Source organism: Burkholderia pulmonis (assembly GCF_984667975.1).
The window spans coordinates 982,524-999,640 of record NZ_OZ480188.1; the positions used below are offsets into that span (position 1 = coordinate 982,524).

At 66.2% G+C, this 17,117-nt stretch carries 15 protein-coding genes; 13 read left to right on the forward strand and 2 right to left on the reverse strand.

Features of this window, described 5'->3' with window-relative positions:
* Positions 1 to 382: 382 nt before the first annotated feature.
* The 4 genes from AC5LXK_RS35945 (at position 383) to AC5LXK_RS35960 (ending at position 5,243) form a co-directional block, all read left to right on the forward strand.
* Positions 383 to 1,357: a LysR family transcriptional regulator gene (locus tag AC5LXK_RS35945; protein ID WP_493394387.1), complete on the forward strand. Its 975-nt coding sequence runs from the start codon at positions 383 to 385 to the stop codon at positions 1,355 to 1,357.
* A 203-nt stretch (positions 1,358 to 1,560) separates the two neighbouring features.
* Positions 1,561 to 2,394, forward strand: coding sequence for a hypothetical protein (locus AC5LXK_RS35950; protein ID WP_493394388.1), 834 nt, complete (start codon positions 1,561 to 1,563; stop codon positions 2,392 to 2,394).
* A 155-nt stretch (positions 2,395 to 2,549) separates the two neighbouring features.
* Positions 2,550 to 4,169: a methyl-accepting chemotaxis protein gene (locus AC5LXK_RS35955; protein WP_493394389.1), complete on the forward strand. Its 1,620-nt coding sequence runs from the start codon at positions 2,550 to 2,552 to the stop codon at positions 4,167 to 4,169.
* A 312-nt stretch (positions 4,170 to 4,481) separates the two neighbouring features.
* Positions 4,482 to 5,243: a 2-keto-4-pentenoate hydratase gene (locus tag AC5LXK_RS35960; RefSeq protein ID WP_493394390.1), complete on the forward strand. Its 762-nt coding sequence runs from the start codon at positions 4,482 to 4,484 to the stop codon at positions 5,241 to 5,243.
* A gap of 4 nt (positions 5,244 to 5,247) precedes the next feature.
* On the opposite strand, the gene AC5LXK_RS35965 is transcribed toward AC5LXK_RS35960, so the two are convergent.
* A complete protein-coding gene (locus AC5LXK_RS35965; RefSeq protein ID WP_493394391.1) occupies positions 5,248 to 6,165 on the reverse strand; it encodes a DMT family transporter in 918 nt (305 codons plus the stop codon).
* 170 nt (positions 6,166 to 6,335) lie between these two features.
* On the opposite strand from AC5LXK_RS35965, the gene AC5LXK_RS35970 reads away from it, so the two are divergent.
* The 4 genes from AC5LXK_RS35970 to AC5LXK_RS35985 all read left to right on the forward strand — a co-directional run bounded on the left by AC5LXK_RS35970 (position 6,336) and on the right by AC5LXK_RS35985 (position 11,630).
* Positions 6,336 to 6,935, forward strand: coding sequence for a GNAT family N-acetyltransferase (locus AC5LXK_RS35970; RefSeq protein WP_493395103.1), 600 nt, complete (start codon positions 6,336 to 6,338; stop codon positions 6,933 to 6,935).
* A gap of 140 nt (positions 6,936 to 7,075) precedes the next feature.
* On the forward strand, positions 7,076 to 8,488 hold the full coding sequence (locus AC5LXK_RS35975; protein WP_493394392.1) for a 3-deoxy-D-arabino-heptulosonate 7-phosphate synthase: 1,413 nt from the start codon (positions 7,076 to 7,078) through the stop codon (positions 8,486 to 8,488).
* A gap of 258 nt (positions 8,489 to 8,746) precedes the next feature.
* On the forward strand, positions 8,747 to 10,915 hold the full coding sequence (locus tag AC5LXK_RS35980; protein ID WP_493394393.1) for a PA5441 family protein: 2,169 nt from the start codon (positions 8,747 to 8,749) through the stop codon (positions 10,913 to 10,915).
* Positions 10,916 to 10,922: 7 nt separating this feature from the next.
* Complete coding sequence (locus tag AC5LXK_RS35985; protein ID WP_493394394.1) at positions 10,923 to 11,630, forward strand: DUF3142 domain-containing protein; 708 nt, start codon at positions 10,923 to 10,925, stop codon at positions 11,628 to 11,630.
* A gap of 36 nt (positions 11,631 to 11,666) precedes the next feature.
* Here the strand turns inward: AC5LXK_RS35985 and AC5LXK_RS35990 are convergent, their stop codons facing one another.
* On the reverse strand, positions 11,667 to 12,569 hold the full coding sequence (locus AC5LXK_RS35990) for a LysR substrate-binding domain-containing protein (RefSeq protein WP_493394395.1): 903 nt from the start codon (positions 12,567 to 12,569) through the stop codon (positions 11,667 to 11,669).
* 188 nt (positions 12,570 to 12,757) lie between these two features.
* Here AC5LXK_RS35990 and AC5LXK_RS35995 point away from each other — a divergent pair, with 188 nt between their 5' ends.
* The 5 genes from AC5LXK_RS35995 (at position 12,758) to alr (ending at position 17,111) form a co-directional block, all read left to right on the forward strand.
* A complete protein-coding gene (locus AC5LXK_RS35995; RefSeq protein WP_493394396.1) occupies positions 12,758 to 12,889 on the forward strand; it encodes a DUF3563 family protein in 132 nt (43 codons plus the stop codon).
* A 391-nt stretch (positions 12,890 to 13,280) separates the two neighbouring features.
* The gene (locus AC5LXK_RS36000) at positions 13,281 to 14,042 is read left to right on the forward strand and encodes a hypothetical protein (protein ID WP_493394397.1); all 762 of its coding nucleotides are present in this window, start codon (positions 13,281 to 13,283) and stop codon (positions 14,040 to 14,042) included.
* Complete coding sequence (locus tag AC5LXK_RS36005) at positions 14,039 to 14,842, forward strand: hypothetical protein (protein WP_493394398.1); 804 nt, start codon at positions 14,039 to 14,041, stop codon at positions 14,840 to 14,842. Before AC5LXK_RS36000 ends, AC5LXK_RS36005 begins: the two co-directional genes overlap by 4 nt.
* Positions 14,843 to 14,844: 2 nt before the next feature.
* The gene (locus AC5LXK_RS36010) at positions 14,845 to 15,996 is read left to right on the forward strand and encodes a CapA family protein (RefSeq protein WP_493394399.1); all 1,152 of its coding nucleotides are present in this window, start codon (positions 14,845 to 14,847) and stop codon (positions 15,994 to 15,996) included.
* Positions 15,997 to 15,998: 2 nt separating this feature from the next.
* On the forward strand, positions 15,999 to 17,111 hold the full coding sequence (gene alr, locus AC5LXK_RS36015) for an alanine racemase (RefSeq protein ID WP_493394400.1): 1,113 nt from the start codon (positions 15,999 to 16,001) through the stop codon (positions 17,109 to 17,111).
* Positions 17,112 to 17,117: the final 6 nt, after the last annotated feature.

The window sequence follows — 17,117 nt, forward strand, 5'->3', positions numbered from 1 at the left end:
CGTTGCGTACGGCCAGTGGCGTGCGGCAATCGGATGTGCGGCATGCAGCCGCGATCCGTCGCACGGAACGCCCGCGTTTCCCGTCGTCCGATTCATTTGGGAAAGCGCTTTCCCTATTGTGTCGTACAACCCGCCCGGCTTGCAAGCGCTGGCGTGAAGCGATCGTCTAGGGGATATCCCGAGGGCAGGCTGGATCAGGGCAGCGGCTCGTCCGCTGCCGACGCAGACACCCGTACGGGATGCGATTCCGGCTGCCGGATTCGTGCGTCTGTCGCGTTCGGCGGCAGCGGAACGTGTCGGTTATCGATAACGATATGTTATATCATTTCAATTTGATGAAACCCGATGCGACATTCCGCTGCCACGGCAGCAACGTCGACGAATGAACGGGCGTGACGAGACCAACGAGCCGACGATGAACATAAGATTCCTGGAGACCTTCCTGCTCTGCGCACAACTGAGAAAGGTCTCGCTGGTCGCGATGACCTTGAACGCCACCGAGCCCGCCATCATCGCGCGCATCGCGGCGATGGAGAGCCTGCTTTCCATGCGCCTGCTCACCAAGCGGCGTGGCGGCCTGCTCGAACTGACCACCGAAGGGCAGGCACTCCTGCAGCACGCCCAGCACGTCGTCGACGCGTATGAAATCTTCCGCAAGTCGGCGGAGTGCGTGCTGCAGCAGAAGACGCCCGTCCGGCTCGGCGTCGGCGCGATCATTTCAGGCCTGTATCTCGAGCGGATCCTGAGCGCTCTCCGGGTTCGATCTCCGGACCTGGATCTCTCTGTCGTCTTCGCGCAGACCGAAGATATCGGGCCCAGGTACCTGAATGGCGATGTCGAGATCGGCATCCAGATGATGGAAATGGGCGGCGACGGGTACGTCAACCAGCCTTTGTGCAGCGTTCGCTACCGGTGGGTCATGAGCCCCCGTTACCGGCTGAAAGCGACCTTCGACGGAACGATGAAGACGATCAGCGACGAGCACCTGCTGCTGCCGCCCGTCCGGTCTCCGCTCTTTCACGAAATCCACGAGCATTTCCGCAAGCATGGGCAAACGCCCGCGACCTTTTCCAACATACCGCTCGAGGTCATCATTCAGAACGCCTGTGCGGGCATGGGTATCGCGTTGCTGCCCGCGGAATTCGTCGGGAACGAGATCCGGGCGGGCAAGCTGACGATCCTGGAATCCGACGCACCCGATCTCGCGATCCCGTATTACGTGACCTACAGGACCGGCGACCATACGGCGTTCCTTCAATCGCTGGCCCGGCTCGTCAGGCACGCTGTCGGGCATGAGGTTCGTCTCCCGGCAGCCGGATCGACACACGCCGAAACCTTGTGTGAAGACGAGATCTGACAGGGCCATCACGGCCGTGCCGCGCCTGCGGATCAGGCCCGAACGCGAACACGTCACGTTTCACCGGAATAAAAATTTCCGTTACTCAGGTTAACGAAAGATTTTCTTCAAGTCTCCATCGACCCGTTTTCGTAGAATCGGTGTCCCCGATCCCGATCATGAAACGTAGTTCGTTTTCCTGATCGAATGAATAATGGAGATTGATGAAATTGAAGCGATTCACGCCAGCCATCCTTTCCATCGTCATGCCGCTGATGCTTTCCGCATGCGGCGGAGACAATCAGCAGCAGAACGACGCAAGCGATCGCCTGGGACTCGACGGCTCGGCCGTGGTTTTCGTGAACTACGGCCAGAAAGCGGCTTTCTTCACGACGTCGATCGGCCAGTTTGATCTGCTCGCCAAATCCAATCCGCTGTTCGACATCACGAAGGGGCTTCCGGCGGATGCCGATTCGCCCAGCGTGCGCGTGCGCATCAAGTCGGGCGACGTGCAGTTCAACTTCCGGCAGGACGGAGACGCGTCCGGCACGCAGTATCTCAGCCCGCTGTTCAAGGCCGCCGCAGGGCACCGATACGACGTGATCGCCTATCCGTCTGACACTGGTGTCGAGTACAAGATCGTCGACGATCCGTACGACAGAAGCCTGGCCGACAAGCACCCGTACCTGCGAATCGTCAACGGCCCGCGGGCCGGCTATCGCGTCTGCCTGACGCAGGGCAGCGAGGCAGACCCCTGCAGCGTGAACCAGGTCATCCTGTCGCCCAGGCAGGCATGGCCCGAAAGCGGCAGCAACGGCTTTGCGCTGAAGTCCGGTACGTACCGCGTCGTCGTGGCCGATCCGGACAACGGAAACGTGCTGCTCGACACCAGGACGGATTTGTCCGCGGCCGACAGCGACGACATCGTGCTGATGATCGGTGCCAATGCGAACGGCCTGCCCTCGCTGGTCAGCCTGAACGCCAGGAACGAGGTGAAGCGCTTCGCCGGGACCGTGACGCCATCGGCAACGCCGGCAGCAGCCCCGACCGCTTCCTGATCCGACGCCACCGCTGTCGGGCCCACGCGGGAAGGACGCGCGGCGCTTTCGGCGCAACGCGCCTTCCCGCGCACTTGTACCGGGCGCGCGCCCCCTTCCCGATTTCGCTGCGCGATCACGCGATCCGGCGAAATCCGAACCCAGCGTTCACCGTCATGACCATTTCGAGCCGCCTCTACCTCGCCTTCACCCTGTTCGCGCTTGCGCTCTGCGCCAGCGGCATCGCAGCCATCGCGCTGCTGTCGCATTCCCAGTCGCGATTCGAGTACATCCACGAGAACACGCTGCCGAGCGTCCGGGATCTCGACAAGTCCATCGCCGCGGCCACGGCCGTACGCCGCGCGCTGTACCAGCTCGTGCTCTCGTCGAATTCGAGCCGAAGCGCCGAAGCCGGCCCCGACCTGCCGACGCTGATCGAACGCGTCCGCAAGTCGATCGACTACTACGAAGCGCATGACATCTCCGACGACGCCGATCGCCGGATGACCGAGCTGAGCCGGACCGATCTCGCCGCGTTCCAGACGCAGTTGCCGATCCTGCTGACGGCATCCGGACAACACGACATCGCCCATGCGATAGCGATACTCGCCGACGAAACGGCCGGCCCCAGCGCGGCCCTGTCGAAGCTCATCGACGATCTCACCATCCAGATCGACTACAACGTGAAGCTCGGCGAAAACCTCCGGATCGAGAACCACCGGGCGTTCACGCTGGCAACGTGGAGCATGTCGATCGGCGTCCTGGGTGTCCTGATCGTCGTCGGCGGATCGGTCGGGCAGGTCGTGCATGGCATCGGCCGCAGCCTGGCCAGCCTGCAGGACACGATGAAACGCATGCGTGGCACGCTGGACCTCACGTACGTCGCGCGCATCGAGCGGATGGACGAGATCGGACACATCACGACGGAGTTCAACACGCTGATCGAACGCGTCAGGCACGCCATGTGCGCCGTCGCGGACGCGGCCGATCACGTCCGGGCGACGGCCCGGGAAATCTCCAACGCGAGCGCCTATCTGTCCACGCGTACCGAGCAGCAGGCCGCGTCGCTCGAAGAAACCGCGTCGAGCATGGGCGAACTGACCGCCCGGGTACGACAGAACGCCGACAGCGCACGACAGGCCAGCGGGCTCGCCACCCGCGCGGCCCGGACAGCCGGCAGCGGCAACGATGCGGTATGCGCGATGGTGGAAACGATGAAGCGGATCAACGAGGGATCCGCACGCATCGTGAAGATCACCAGCGTCATCGAGCACATCGCCTTTCAGACCAACCTACTCGCGCTGAACGCCGCGGTGGAAGCCGCGCGCGCAGGCAAGCACGGCCTCGGCTTCGCGGTGGTCACCAGCGAGGTGCGCGGGCTGGCAAAGAGCACGTCGCTCGCCGCGCGCGAGATCAAGACACTGATCGACTCGTCCGTGCGAATGGCGCAGGACGGTCTGCGCCAGGCCACGGATGCCGGCCTGACAATCAACGAGGTCAAGGCGTCGATCGGCCGGGTGTCCGATTTCATCGGCGAAATTACCGCCGCATCGGATGAGCAGAGCCGCGGCATCGAGCAGATCGGTCAGGCCGTCAATCAGATGGATGCGACGACCCAACAGAACGCGGCCCTGGTCGAGGAAGCCGCAGCAGCCGCGCAATCGCTCTACCATCACGCGCGCCTTCTCGAAGACGCGATTTCGGCCTTCAGGATCGACACCGCCGTCGTCGGCAAGGCGCGCGGCGGGCCGCATGCCGCGCACCGTCTCGCGGCCCTAGCTTCCACCGCGTCGTAATGCAGGCAGGCCGGCGGGCAGACGGACAAGTCGGCCGGGAGACGCGCTCCACCTTCCTCGATCGCGCGGCGCGATGGTTTGGCCCGTCGTGCGGTACGCCTTCGGCGCCGACGCCCGACACGCCCGGAAAGCCGGCATGCGCGTGGCGTGCAGTCGCACCGCCGGCCTGCATTTCACCGGCACTCCGGGCCGGTTGCCGTGTTCCTCCCTGAGCGCGATGGAACAGCCGTCGCGCCGAAGGCGCTATCATCGGATGTGCGACTTTCGTCCGGCCCCTTTTTGCCGGCCCCACTTTCAACTCGCTCAACCGACATGACAACGACCACCGAACGCGTGGACGGCGCCGCCCAGCATCTCGTCGCCGCCCGCCATGCCGGCTCGCCCGGCCCGCTGTTGCCCGATGCGCTGCGCCCCGACGATATCGACACCGCGCTCGCGATCCAGCAGCGCGTGGCCGACCTGCTCGGCGAACCCGTTGGCGGCTGGAAATGCGCGCTGCCGCCTCCCGACCGCGTGATCCTCGCGCCGATCTTCGCATCGACGATCCGCGAAGCCGATGCGCCGTACCGCGTCGTCGGCGGCCCGATCGTGCGGATCGAACCGGAAATCGCGTTCGTGCTCGATCGCGACCTGCCCGCGCGCGCGCAGCCGTACGAGGAAAGCGACGTGCGCGCGGCGATCCGCGAAGTGCGCGTCGTGCTCGAAGTGCTCGGCTGCCGCTATGCGGAGCCGGCGCGCGCGTCGAAGTTCGAGCTGCTGGCCGACGGGCAGTTCAACCAGGGGCTGTGCGTCGGCCCGGTCGTGCCCGACGGGCTGAACGTGCCGCTCGCGACGCTGGCGCTGTCGTTCGAAGGCGCGCTGAACCGCACGATCGACGGCCGCCATCCGGACGGCGATCCGCTGAAGCCGCTCGTGTGGCTCGTCAACTTCCTCGCGTCGCGCGGCGAAGCCGTGCGCGCCGGCCAGATCGTGACGACCGGTTCGTACGCGGGTGCGATCGACGTGCCGCTCGGCGATGCGCTGACGGTCCGCTTCGGCGAGCTCGGCAGCCTGTCGGTCACGCTGACGGCGTGACGGATCAGGTGCGGGGCTGCCCGGCCTTGCGCGGCGGCAGCGTCATGGCCGCCACGCCCGCGACCACGCATCCGAGTCCCAGCCAGGCCGACATCGACAGCGATTCGCCGAGCATCACGATGCTGATGCCGACGCCGATCGGCACGCGCAGATAGGCCTGTGCAGTCGTGCCGACCGATCCGAGCGTCTGCACGAGCCGGAAGTAGATGACGAACGCCAGCGCCGTCGAGAAGATCGCGAGCGCGGCAAGCGCCAGCAGCGATTGCGACGACGGATGCAGCGTCCACGGCCGGTCGACGACGATGCTCGCCGGCACCAGCACGAGCGCGCCGACGACGAGCGAGCCCGCGGCCGGCGCGGCGGGCGACAGCCCCTTGAACGAGCGTCCGTAGATCGCGGCGCCCGCGTAGCAGACGGTCGCCGCGACAATCGCCAGTTGCGGCACGAGTTGCCGCCCCAGTCCGTCGAGCGCGCTGACGCCGACCACCAGTGCAATGCCGACGAGCCCCGCGACGACGCCGAACATTTTTCGCGGCGTCAACGCTTCATGGCGGGTGATCAGCCAGGTGCCGACGAACGCAAGCACGGGGGAAGCAGAATTGAGGATCGTCGCAAGGCCGGCTTCGACCGAACGCTCAGCCCATGCGATCAGCGTGAACGGCACGACGCTGTTCAGCAACGCTTGCACGAAGAAGCGCCGCCATACCGCCGGCTCGCGCGGCATCGGAATGCGCCGGACACCCATCCACAGCAGCAGTACGAAGCCCGCGATCAAGGTCCGCGCGGCAATCAGCGTCAGCGGCGGAATCGTCTCGACGCCGATCCGGATGAACGTGTAGGACGCGCCCCATAACGTCGAAAGCGTGACGAGCAGGAGCAGGTCCGTGACGGCGGGCGGGCTGCGGGGCGTGGCTGGCTGCATGTCGGATCGCTCGCGTTCGCGGTCTGGGACGGGTCGGTGTCGCCCCGTTCGCGCCAGGCCGCACATGCGGATTATCGCGGCGGCCAAATGCGGATGCTTCAGCCTCGCGCGAAATGTGGATTGCCAGTTGCATGGCCTCGCCGGCGGGCATTCGATTATCCTTGGACGACATGGCGTTCCGGACGAACCACGACTACGGCAACGGAGTGACTTCAATGGGTGAAACGACCGGCCCGCTCAAGGCCGCCGCCCGCTACCGGGCAGCAAGCGACCAGGACATCGACGCGCTCGTTCGACTGGTCAATTCGGCCTACCGCCCGACGACGGCCGCGGCCGGCTGGACGCACGAAGCCGCGCTCGTCGACGGCCCGCGGATCACGGCGTCGCAGCTCGCCGAAACGTTGCGGGCACCGCACGTCGTGTTACTGGTAGCGGAAATGGATGGCGAGATTGCCGGCTGCATCGAGGTGAGGAACGAAGAAGACGTCGCCTATATCGGCACGCTGGCCGTCTCGCCGTCGATACAGAACGGCGGGCTCGGCAAGGCGTTGCTGAACGAAGCCGAGCAATTCGCGAGCCGGCGCTGGCAGATCGGAACCGCCGTCATGGTCGTCCTGTCGGCCCGCCAGGAACTGATCGCGTTCTACCTGCGCCGCGGCTACACACGAACGGGCGAGCGGATGCGCTACCCGCTGGACGCCGGCGTGGGCATGCCGCGCGACGCCGACCTGACGATCGAGACACTGACCAAAGACCTCCGACACGGCTGACATCGTGTGCGATCGCATCGCGTGCCGCCGCCGTAGCCCTGTGATCGATCCGTTGAGCCCCGCCGTGATAACGTTGCACATCATCGCGCGCTCCGGCCCGAATGCCGTACACGCGAACCGCCTTCACGCCCAAGCCCGCCATGTCGCTGACACCGCTGCCCGCCCTGCTCGACGAAACCCTGCGCACCGTCGCGCGCCGTTACCGGCTGCCGCCGCTCGACGGCGCGTCGTCGCTGACCGATGCGACGAACCCGGCCACCGCGCTGGCGATCGTGATCGAGGCGGCGCGCAGCATGCGGGCAGACGGCCGCGCGCCCGGCGCGGAATTGCGGCAACGCTTCATCGGCGCACTCGCGCAGATGATCCGCGACGCAATGGACCCGCACGCCGGCGATCCGTCGTTCCAGGCGTCGGTGCTGCGTCACGATGCACCGAGCGTGCGCGAATACGCGTCGCTGGCCGCACACGCCGAACAGGACCGGCGCGCGCTTCACTCGGCCGTCAATGCGATCGCGCATCCGGCCAAGCTCGAGCGCAGCGCCCACGCATGGCAACGCGACGGCCTGGCAACGCTGCATGCGGCCGCGACCGCCGCATCGTGGGCCGATCTGCATGCCGCGCTGACGCAACTGCTCGCATTGCCCGACATGGCGGGAGACGCCACGTTCGAACAGGACATCGTCAAGCTCAAGGACAGCCCCGCGCTCGAACGCATGCTGCGCCTCGATGCACTGGCAGCGGACGCGGACGTGCATCGATACCGCGCGCTATGGGTTCGCCAGGGGCCGCTCGAAGGCAGCACGATCGCCGTTGCGCAGGGCGCCGCTTCCCAGCAGCGCGGCGCGGCCGTCGAAGCATTGGCCGCCCAGGCGCTCGATGCATTGGCGCACAGGCTCGACGCGGTGGACGAGCAGCGTACCTACCGGGTGGTCACGTCGATGCGCGTACCGTCGTCGATCCCGGGCCGGCACGACCGCGCGAAAACCGAATGGGACGCGATCCTGCTCGAACGCGCGCGCGGCAGCGACCCGGCATCCGCGTGGAACGTGCGTTTTCTCGTCGAGGCGAAGGCGTCCGCCGATGCCGCGACGACCGATCTGCCGCGGCTGCTGCGCGGCCTGAACCTGCTCGCGCAGGCCGATCCCGACACGGTCTATGCGTTCGAGACGCACCAGGGCACGGTGCGCGTGCAGGGCGCATCGCTGCGCGCCTTGGCGAACGACGACACGACGCTGCAACAGGAAGTGCTCTATTGCTGCGATGCGTCCGCGGACGCGACGCCGCGCCTGCTGGGTGCCGCCAGCCGGATGCAGCTGCTGTCGGCGCAGGCGAGCCTCGAATACGCGAGCGCGCTCGCGCAGCAGCCGGATGCCGATCCGGACGGCCTCGGCGTCGTGTGGCACGCGCTGCTGACCCTGCCGCAATGGCATGCGGTGCTGCATCAATACCCGTCGTTGCGGCAGGTCCGCGAACTGATGGTGGCCATCGACGACCTGCGGGCCGCGATCGACGACACGGACGAAGACGGCGTCGCCAGCAGCGTGTGCGCGTGACGGACGAGCGGCACGCCCCGCTCGGCGGGTAAGCATGCCGGACGGCAGCGTCCATGGCCGGATGTCGGTCGCTGCCGGCTGCCTCCTGATTCAGGCAGCCGGGATTCAACGCGGCGTTACGTCTGCACCGAGCGAGCGTCCATTCGCCGGGCCGACGCATGCCGGCGGCCGTCACGGCCCGTGAGGTACGATACGCGCCGGGGCAAAGCGCCCCCTGAGAGATCCGGCCATCGCGGCCCCCTACCCAGCACAAGAAAAATGCGAAGAAACCCCTTGCTGCACCGAAACCTGTTCGCCGCGCTGGCGGCCAGCCTGCTCTGGACGCCGGCCGCCCACGCCAGCGGGGACGACGGCTGCTACGTGCCGAACACGCTCCGGCAGACGTCCTATTCGTGCGGCAACGTGCCGATCCTGACGCCCGCCAACGACACACGCGTCAACGCGATGCTGATGATGGTCGACAGCGGCAAGGTCGCGCAGGTGTTTCCGGACCCGAAGACCATCCCGGCGAAAGACCGGATCAACCAGATCGTCGTGCCGTTCCCGATGGATTTCTCCGGATGGATCTTCATCGGCCAGAAGGAACCCGACAAGACCGGCAGCGCGGCGGACGCCGATGCATCGTCGAACCGGTACGCCGACGGCGAAGGCAGCATCTGCCGCAGCATGGGCTCGGGCACGGACGCGTTCAACGACGCGCTGGGCGGCGCCGGCGGCCTTCCCGCCGACGAGGCCGCACGCCTGCGCGCGGCACGCGCCGACATCGCGCAGAAGACCTGTGCCGCGGGCGGCGCGAGCGCCGCGTGGACGAAGCCGCCGGTCAAGTCGTCGCTCGGCCAGCAGTTCGCCGCGTATCTCGACGGCACGAACGCGTTCTACCGTGCCGATTTCCTCACCGCGACCCGCGCGTTCGCGAACGCATCGCACAGCACGGACCCGTGGCTGAAGGAAACCGGCCTCTACATGACCGGACGCGCGCAGTTGAACGCCGCGCAGGCCAACGCGTTCGACAACGACAGCCCGACGCCGTCGCGCGCACGCGTGACGAAGGTGTCGCTCGACGCCGCGAACACGGTGTTCAGCACTTATCTGAAGGTGTATCCGCAGGGGCGCTATGCGACCTCTGCGACGGGGCTGCTGCGGCGTGTCGCGTGGCTCGGCGGCAACGTCACGCAGCAGGCCGACCTGTACGGCCACGCGCTCGCGCGCTGGTCGCCGGCGACGTCGAACGTGCCGTTGATGCAGCTGGCGAACGAACTCGACAGCAAGCTGCTGTTCGGACCGGACTTCGACGCGCGCCAGATCCAGTCGCCGACCGTGCTCGCCACCGTCGACCTGCTGCGCATGCGCGTGTCGGACAGCACCGATTCGACCCGCAAGCCGATCACGCTGGACGAGCTGCAGGCGCAGAAGCCGCGCTTCGCGAACGCGCCCGCGCTGTACGACTACCTGCTTGCGACCTGGTATGTCCAGATCGGGCACAAGCCGGATGCCGCGCTCGACCTGCTGCCGCAGACGCCCGCCGCGCCGCTCGACTACTTCGGGCTGAGCCAGCAGGCGCTGCGCGCGTTCGCACTGGAAGACAGCGGCCAGAACGACAAGGCCCGCCAGCTGTGGCGCGACCTGATCCCGCTCGCGAAATTCCGCTTCCAGCGCGAAATGCTGGAACTCGCGCTCGCGATCAACCTGGAACAGGCCGGGCTCGTCAACGACGCGTTCGCCGACGATTCGCTCGTGCAGAACGCGGCGATCCGCGCGGTGCTGCTGCAACGCACGGCCAATGCGGACCTGCTGCGCGCGCAGGCACAGAACCAGGCGACCGGCAGCGCGCTGCGCGACACCGCGCTGTACACGCTGCTGTACAAGGAGCTCACGCGCTCGCACTACGCGGACTTCATCGCCGACGCCGCACTGGTGCCCGGCGCGCCCGCCGATCCGTTGAAGCCGTTCATCGCTGCCGGCGCGAAGAACGAAGACGGCTACGCGTGCCTGTCCGCGCACGACATCGCCGCGACGCTGCAGCAGAATCCGGCCGATCCGAAAGGCCTGAACTGCCTCGCCGATTTCGTGCGGCTGCATCCGCCCGCATCGGGCCTCGAAAGCGATCCGGTGCCGCCGTGGATCCGCAATGCGTCGAACGCGGCTGCGTCGCGCGTGCCGCCGACGCTCGGCGCGGCGCCGTCGCAGTTCGCGGGCAAGCCGTTCGAGCGGATGTCGAGCTACGTGACGGTGATGGCCGATGCGCAGGCGAACCCGAACGACCGCGCGTACGCGTTCTATCGCGCGATCAAGTGCTATGCGCCGGGCGGCTCCAACGAATGCGGCGGCAAGGACGTGCCGAAGAATACGCGCAAGCGCTGGTTCGATACGCTGAAGACCGCCTATCCGGGCAGCCCGTGGGCACAGAAACTGCGCTACTACTGGTAAGCGCCGCATGAAGCGCTTCGCGTGCATCGCGCTGCTGCTGGCCGCACGCGTCGCGCTGGCCGGCACCGTCGACGCCGCGCAGTACGACGCGTTCTGGCTGTGGGCGGGCGTGAAGCCGCAGGCGGTCGTGCGTAGCGCACGCGCCGTCTACGTGCTGCAAGGGCAGATCGAGGCGTCGCCGCGCGACGAGTCGCAGGTGCGCGTGATCGCGCAGGGCGTCGCGCTGCCGCCCGCGCCCGATGCGCGCGTGTGGCTCGTCTATCGCGCGCATACGCTGCGCTGGACGCCGCGCGTCACGCAGATCATGCTCGCGCAGCTCGAGCGCTGGCGGGCGTCCGGCCGCACGATCGCCGGCATCCAGATCGATTTCGACGCGGGTACGCGCCACCTGCAGGATTACCTCGCCTTCCTGCGCACGCTGCGCGAGACCTTGCCCGCCGATTGCCGGCTGAGCATCACGGGGCTGCTCGACTGGAGCAGCCGCATCGATACCGACCAGGTCAACCAGCTCAGGGGCATCGTCGACGAAGTGGTCGTGCAGACCTACCAGGGCCGCAGCACGATCCCCGACTACGCGGCCTACCTGCCGCGCGTCGCGAAGCTGCAGTTGCCGTTTCGCATCGGCGTGATCCAGGGCGGCGAGTGGGACGCGCCGCCCTACCTCGCGTCGAATCCGTGGTTCCGCGGCTACGTCGTGTTCCTGCGCAACGGCTGACGGGCAGCATCGCGGTGGCGTCGATCCCGGCCACGGCTACCCGAGAAGCCGCGATGCCGTCCGGACGATCTCGGCCGCGAACGCATTGATCGTCGGGTGATTGCGCTCGCCGCGGCGATATGCGACATAAATCCTGCGGTGCACCTCCGGCTTCAGCCTGATCCACACCACGCCGGCCGGCGCGCGCAGCACCCTGAGCCCGGGGGCGATCGACACCGAACAGCCGGCGGCCACCATTGCTTCGACCATCTCGGATCCGTGGCATCGGGCATTGATCCGGGGCTCGTATCCGGCACGGCGGCACAAGTCGGTCACAAAGCCGCCGAACGTGCTCCAGGTCGATTCCATCGCCCAGGTTTCATGCTTGAGATCGGCGATCGTCAGCGATGCCCGTTTGCTCAATCGATGGTCGGTCGCGACCGCCACGTACAGCACATCCTCGGCCAAAGACACGATCTCGACGCTTTCCCGGCTGTCGCCCGCCGCGATCGACAGATCGTCGATCAGGGCGACGTCCACGCGCCACGATCGCAGCGCCGCGATCGCATCGATCGGCTCCAGCTCCTCGAGCGCGACCTCGAGACGCGGAAACGCCAGCCGCAACGCCTTGACCGTATCGGGAAGCACCAGCGAAGCGATCGACGGGAACGCGGCAACGCGAACCTCGCCCGCTATCTCGCGACGCAGCCCCGCCAGTTCCGAACGGGCCTCGTCCAGCACAACCATCACCCGCTCGGCATGCCCCACCAGCGCAAGACCGGCCGGCGTCAGCCTGACCCCGCGCCCGATCCGCTCCGTCAGCTTGACCCCGGCCTCGTCCTCCAGTTGCGCGATCTGCTGCGACACCGCCGATGGCGTCAGGAACAGTACGTCGGCAGCAGCGGCCATCGTGCCGCATCTCGCCAGCGCCAGGAGCGCGCGCAATCGTCCGACCTCCATCCTCGCCTCCATCTTGGCCAATTGAACAGAATGGCTAATGTATTACCGAATAAACAATAAATATACGTAAGCATATCTGTTGTCTAGATTCGTGATTGACAGCCCCGGAGCCCCAGCCCCGGAAGCGGATGCCTCAACACCGCGTCCGGCCGATTGCGCCACTTGCAAGCAACTTCCATGGGTTCGTTATGTTCACACTTCTTTTCAGGCGGATTACCCGCTGGCTCGAGCTCACCGAACAACGCCGAAATGCCGACTATCTCGCCGGAGCACACGACCTTGCCGATCTGGAGCGCCGAATGCGCTCGCTGGAACGATGACGCCGGTGGACGAAAACACCTGGGGGCGGCATTGACACCGATCGCCCACGGCGGACCGGCTAGCCTCGTCTGCCATGCGTTTCGCGCGCCGATGCCGTCTGCCCGCGCCGCTGCAGCGGCGCGCGTCAGCATGACCTGCCACCGCCGGTAATTGCCGCCGCATGGCAATGGTTTGCACGCGCCTCCCACATATTGCAATTCCACGCGCGCATCATTACACTCCGAACATCGGATCAAGAATATTGGATCCAATATTCATCAAAGCCACACAGCGAGCGCATCCACATCGGTCGAATATCGAACACCCGGCCGGTCAATGCCGCGCACTGTCTTTCCGTTGTGCCCTGACGTTCCATTCCATCACCAAAAATCATCGACCTGAGAGGATCGCATGCTGAACCAGAGCCGCCGCAACGAGCTTCGTGCCGAAATCGACAATCGACTCGACGGGTATATCGAACGGATCTACGCGGAAATTCCTTATGCGACACACCAGCGCGACGCGGCAAAAATCGACCTCGAGTACTACAAGCGCCACAGCATCGAGACGCCAATCCGGATCAAGCTGAAGCGCACGATCGACTCGCTGGTCATTCACTATTTCACCAAGACGAATCCGCGCGCTGCCAAGGAATGGGCGAAGTACACCGATGATGAAATGCTGCACGGGCACATGTTCGCGAAGGACATCGAACGCCTGTGGGGGCTGTCGTTCGAGGAAGTGATGGCCCATCAGCCGCTGCTCGCGACCCAGCTTCTCAACGGCTACTTCTATTTTCATCTGGAGTATGAAGGCCCGATGGCGGCCATCGCGTCGGCCTACTTCCTCGAATATGTGACGGCCAAGACACAACCGGTGTGGCTCGACAACCTGGAGCGGGCCCTCGGCAAGGAAGCCGTCACGGGCGCGAGGGCGCACGTCGCCGTCGATCTCAACGAGGATCACGACGGCTTCGTGTGGGACACGCTCATGCATACCGTCCGGACGGAAGACGATGTCGCCCGTCTGAAGCAACATATCGAGAACATCTACGGCCTGTTCTGCGCCTACCTCGAAGAGGTCTATCAGACCACCGCCGGGCGCAACGACGGCCAGGCCGCCGCATCGGTATCACGGGCCGCGATCCGGCATGCACAGGGCGCCGCCGCATGAGCGTCATATCCGACTACACGACGCCCCCGCTGGAGGCGGCGTCGCTCCTGCGTCGGCATGCCGAGATCCTGCGCCAGCCCGGCCTGCCCGCGACACTGCCGATGGTGTCCGGCCGTGCCGCGGCCGTCCGGGCGAAGCTGCTCGAGCATGCGCTCCAGTGGGTCGCCAGATGCATCGTCCAGGGGAGCGACGATCGCAGCGCAGTCCAGTTCAGGGCGGTGCGCCAGCGTAACGATTGGGATGCCATCCGCGCCTTGCGCCGCGACGTCTATGCCGCCACGATTCCCTATATGCTGACCGTCCTGGACGAGACGGGGGCGGACGAGTACGACCACCGTTCGATCGTATTCGGCGTATGGCTGCGCGGTCGTGCAATCGCGACCGTCCGGTACACGCAATGGCCGTTCGAAGTCACGCGCTACGTGTCGACAGCCACGCTCGCATGCTCCGTGCCGCTGGAAGCATGCGATCAAACACTCGAATTTTCCCGGTTGCTCGTGGCGCCTGATGCGGGCGTCAATCGCCTGATGCCCGCGCTCATTACCTACTCGGGCCTGACGATCCTGTTCAATACGTCGTTCCGGCGTTACACCGGCTACGCCAAGCTGGCCGTCGTGCGCAAGCTGAACCGCTTCCATTGCTCGACGGGGCCCCAGACGTTCCGGATTCCTGAGCGCGGGGATCACGAATACGCGCTCGTGATCGGCGATTTCCTGACCGACGCCCGTCATTTCGTCAAGCGCACGTTCAAGTTCGCGCCCGTCGTCAATTTGCTGTCACGCCTGCTGCCGAGGTCCTGACCATGGATACCACCCAGCACCGGCCGTTCATGGACGGCAAGTTCAAGGGCCTGTGGGACTCGATCAGGAATTCGCCCTATCCGCTCCATTACACGTTGCGCTGGCCGCTCTATTTCTACAGCCCGTCCGCACGCAACCGTTCGGGCCTCAAGCCGCTACCCGCGCGGTTCGAGCATCCGGATGCGGCGCGCATCCCGCCCGACGAGACCGTGAAACTCCTGTTCGGCGGCGACATCATGGTGCTCAACGGCGATCGGCCGCCGTCGCTCTGTCCGGCGCTGCGCAACCTGATCGGCGCAAGCGACCTGTTCGTCGCGAGCCTCGAAGCGCCGATCGGGGCGCACGATCCCAGGCCCGACATTCGCTACACGTTCAAGTTTCACATGCCGCTGTCATTCCTCGAGGCCATCCGGCAGCAAACCGACCTGCCGTTCGACAAATGGGTGCTGACGACCGCCAACAATCACGCCGGCGATGTCGGTGCCGACGGATTCGAGCAGTCGATCCGCACGCTGGAGGATGCCGGGGTCCGGCATGTCGGCCTGACCGGCGACGACGACCCCTATCGCACACTATCGGCCAAGGGCATGAACCTGGGATTTGCCGCATGGACCCACTGGCTCAACCGCGACCTCGGTGCGGCCAACGGCGCGCTGACGACCCAGCACGGCATTGCCGAACGCTTTGCACAGGCGGACAAGGCCCGGGCCGGAATCGATTTCCTGATCGGCCTGCCGCACTGGGAATACGAGTTCCAGCACTTCCCGCAGCGCTCGACGCGACGTCTGGCGCAGCAACTGCTCGCTCAGGGCGCCGACCTGATCGTGGGATCGCACCCCCACGTCCTGCAGCCGTACGAGAAGACGGGAAACGGCTACTGCTTCTATTCGCTCGGCAACTTCTGCGGACTCGGCATCGCCTGGCCGGCCAAGATCATTTCCCTGCTGGAAGTGCACGTGGCGCGAACCGGCGCGAACCAGGCCGCAAGCATCGTCCGCTTCCAGTTACACCACTTCTATCAGGTGCACCGGGATGACGAGATCGAGATCGTCGCGTTCGACGACATCCCCGAGCCGCTACGCGCCCGCGCCCTCAAGCGCGTCGCTCGCGTCGTCGATCACGCGGCCGTCGCTCGGCCGACCGGGGGCGATTGACGATGCGCCCGACCATCGCCACCATCCATCTCGACGCGCTCAGGCATAACCTCGACGTCGCGCGACGCCTGGCCGGCCAGGCGCGCGTGATGGCCATGCTCAAGGCCAACGCATACGGCCACGGCCTGCTCGCATGCGCGTCCGCATTCGCGCAAGCCGACGAGTTCGGCGTGATCGAGCTCGACGCCGCGCTGGCGCTGCGCCACTCGGGCTGCCGCAAGCCGATCCTGTTGCTCGACGGATACTACGAGCCGCGCGAAATCCGGACCTTCTTCGACTACAACTTGTCGCCGGTGCTGCACTGCCAGGAACAGATCGAGATGCTCTCGGCATTCGACGCCCCCGGCCGGCTCGACGTGTTCCTGAAGATCAACAGCGGGATGAACCGCCTCGGCTTCGACGTGGCCGTCATACCGGCCGTGCTCAAGCGGGTTCGATCGCTACGCTGCGTCGCGCGGATCGTGTTCATGACGCACTTCGCCTGCGCGGACGGCAAACGCGGTGTCGAATACCAGATGGACCAACTGGCCCGGATAGCCGTCACGCCCGATGCGTGGTCGATGGCCAATTCGGCTGCGCTGATGGCTCATCCGCGCGCCGGCGACGACATCGTGCGCCCGGGCATCATGCTCTATGGCTCGACGCCGCTGGAAGGCTACCGCGCCGCCGCGCTCGACCTTGCGCCCGCCATGACGCTGGAATCGCAGATCATCGGCGTGCAGACGCTGTCGCGCGGCGAAACCGTCGGCTACGGCGCGACCTACCAGTGCGCATCGGCGATGCGGCTCGGGATCGTCGCGTGCGGCTACGGCGACGGCTACCCACGCCACGCCGGCACCGGCGCACCCGTGGGCGTCGACGGCCGGATCACGACGACGGTTGGCCGGATCTCGATGGACAAGCTGGCCATCGACATCACGAACCTGCCGGACGCACGGGTCGGCACCCGGGTCGAACTCTGGGGCAAACACGTGTCCGTGGATAGCGTCGCCGAACATGCGGGGACAAGCGGATACGAGCTGCTGAGCGCCGTCACGGCACGCGTGCCTCGCGTCACCTCGGACGCGGGGCCGCGCGACACGCACCGCCCCGCCATTGCCACCTACTGTCACTGACCGATT